Raw genomic sequence first — 3,212 nt, forward strand, 5'->3', positions numbered from 1 at the left:
GTGATGGGTGGTTGGTCGTTGTTTGAGAACTGCACAGTGGACGCGAGCATCTGTGGCCAAGTTTTTAAGGGCGCACGGTGGATGCCTTGGCACCAGGAACCGATGAAGGACGTGGGAGGCCACGATAGTCCCCGGGGAGTCGTCAACCAGGCTTTGATCCGGGGGTTTCCGAATGGGGAAACCCGGCAGTCGTCATGGGCTGTCACCCGCTGCTGAACACATAGGCAGTGTGGAGGGAACGCGGGGAAGTGAAACATCTCAGTACCCGCAGGAAGAGAAAACAACCGTGATTCCGGGAGTAGTGGCGAGCGAAACCGGATGAGGCCAAACCGTATACGTGTGAGACCCGGCAGGGGTTGCGTATGCGGGGTTGTGGGATCTCTCTTTCACAGTCTGCCGGCTGTGAGACGAGTCAGAAACCGTTGATGTAGGCGAAGGACATGCGAAAGGTCCGGCGTAGAGGGTAAGACCCCCGTAGTCGAAACATCAGCGGCTCGTTTGAGAGACACCCAAGTAGCACGGGGCCCGAGAAATCCCGTGTGAATCTGGCGGGACCACCCGTTAAGCCTAAATATTCCCTGGTGACCGATAGCGGATAGTACCGTGAGGGAATGGTGAAAAGTACCGCGGGAGCGGAGTGAAATAGTACCTGAAACCGTGTGCCTACAAGCCGTGGGAGCGTCGCGCATCAAGCTTGCTTGGTGCGTCGTGACTGCGTGCCTTTTGAAGAATGAGCCTGCGAGTTTGCGGTGTGTTGCGAGGTTAACCCGTGTGGGGAAGCCGTAGCGAAAGCGAGTCCGAATAGGGCGATTTAGTAGCGCGCTCAAGACCCGAAGCGGAGTGATCTAGCCATGGGCAGGTTGAAGCGGCTGTAAGAGGTCGTGGAGGACCGAACCCACCAGGGTTGAAAACCTGGGGGATGACCTGTGGTTAGGGGTGAAAGGCCAATCAAACTCCGTGATAGCTGGTTCTCCCCGAAATGCATTTAGGTGCAGCGTCGTGTGTTTCTTGCCGGAGGTAGAGCACTGGATAGGCGATGGGCCCTACCGGGTTACTGACCTTAGCCAAACTCCGAATGCCGGTAAGTGAGAGCACGGCAGTGAGACTGTGGGGGATAAGCTCCATGGTCGAGAGGGAAACAGCCCAGAGCATCGACTAAGGCCCCTAAGCGTACGCTAAGTGGGAAAGGATGTGGAGTCGCACAGACAACCAGGAGGTTGGCTTAGAAGCAGCCACCCTTGAAAGAGTGCGTAATAGCTCACTGGTCTAGTGATTCCGCGCCGACAATGTAGCGGGGCTCAAGCGTACCGCCGAAGTCGTGTCATTCACACATATAGGGCCAACGCCTGTGTGGATGGGTAGGGGAGCGTCGTGTGCCGGGTGAAGCTGCGCCGGAAGGCAGTGGTGGACGGTTCACGAGTGAGAATGCAGGCATGAGTAGCGATACATACGTGAGAAACGTGTGCGCCGATTGACTAAGGGTTCCTGGGTCAAGCTGATCTGCCCAGGGTAAGTCGGGACCTAAGGCGAGGCCGACAGGCGTAGTCGATGGATAACCGGTTGATATTCCGGTACCCGCTGTGAAGCGTCAAACATTGAATCAGGCGATGCTAAGTCCGTGAAGCCGCCCTGGAGCCTTCGGGCAAAGGGGAGTGGTGGAGCCGACGAACCAGACTTGTAGTAGGTGAGTGATGGGGTGACGCAGGAAGGTAGTCCAGCCCGGGCGGTGGTTGTCCCGGGGTAAGGGTGTAGGCCGTGTGATAGGTAAATCCGTCGCACATTAAGGCTGAGACCTGATGCCGAGCCGATTGTGGTGAAGTGGATGATCCTATGCTGTCGAGAAAAGCCTCTAGCGAGTTTCATGGCGGCCCGTACCCTAAACCGACTCAGGTGGTCAGGTAGAGAATACCGAGGCGTTCGGGTGAACTATGGTTAAGGAACTCGGCAAAATGCCCCCGTAACTTCGGGAGAAGGGGGGCCATCACCGGTGATCCGTTTTACACGGTGAGCTGGGGGTGGCCGCAGAGACCAGCGAGAAGCGACTGTTTACTAAAAACACAGGTCCGTGCGAAGCCGTAAGGCGATGTATACGGACTGACGCCTGCCCGGTGCTGGAACGTTAAGGGGACCGGTTAGTGCACTTTCGGGTGTGCGAAGCTGAGAACTTAAGCGCCAGTAAACGGCGGTGGTAACTATAACCATCCTAAGGTAGCGAAATTCCTTGTCGGGTAAGTTCCGACCTGCACGAATGGCGTAACGACTTCTCGACTGTCTCAACCATAGGCCCGGTGAAATTGCACTACGAGTAAAGATGCTCGTTTCGCGCAGAAGGACGGAAAGACCCCGGGACCTTTACTATAGTTTGATATTGGTGTTCGGTTCGGCTTGTGTAGGATAGGTGGGAGACTTTGAAGCGGGCACGCCAGTGTTCGTGGAGTCGCCGTTGAAATACCACTCTGGTCGTGCTGGATGTCTAACCTCGGTCCGTGATCCGGATCAGGGACAGTGTCTGATGGGTAGTTTAACTGGGGCGGTTGCCTCCCAAAGAGTAACGGAGGCGCCCAAAGGTTCCCTCAGCCTGGTTGGTAATCAGGTGTTGAGTGTAAGTGCACAAGGGAGCTTGACTGTGAGACCGACGGGTCGAGCAGGGACGAAAGTCGGGACTAGTGACCCGGCGGTGGCTTGTGGAAGCGCCGTCGCTCAACGGATAAAAGGTACCCCGGGGATAACAGGCTGATCTTCCCCAAGAGTCCATATCGACGGGATGGTTTGGCACCTCGATGTCGGCTCGTCGCATCCTGGGGCTGGAGTCGGTCCCAAGGGTTGGGCTGTTCGCCCATTAAAGCGGTACGCGAGCTGGGTTTAGAACGTCGTGAGACAGTTCGGTCCCTATCCTCTGTGCGCGTAGGAATATTGAGAAGGGCTGTCCCTAGTACGAGAGGACCGGGACGGACGAACCTCTGGTGTGCCAGTTGTCCTGCCAAGGGCATGGCTGGTTGGCTACGTTCGGAAAGGATAACCGCTGAAAGCATCTAAGCGGGAAGCCTGCTTCGAGATGAGTATTCCCACCCCCTTTGAGGGGTTAAGGCTCCCAGTAGACGACTGGGTTGATAGGCCAGATCTGGAAGCCCGGTAACGGGTGGAGGTGACTGGTACTAATAGGCCGAGGGCTTGTCCTCAGTTGCTCGCGTCCACTGTGTTGGTTCTGAAAC

The 3,212-nt window shown here is 56.6% G+C and carries 1 rRNA gene; it reads left to right on the top strand.

Annotation, left to right across the window (positions count from 1 at the left end):
- Positions 1 to 54 precede the first annotated feature (54 nt).
- A 23S ribosomal RNA gene (locus tag GKQ77_RS30615) occupies positions 55 to 3,179 on the top strand.
- The last annotated feature ends 33 nt before the right edge of the window (positions 3,180 to 3,212 follow it).

Source organism: Streptomyces anatolicus (assembly GCF_019400875.1).
GTDB lineage: Bacteria > Actinomycetota > Actinomycetes > Streptomycetales > Streptomycetaceae > Streptomyces > Streptomyces anatolicus.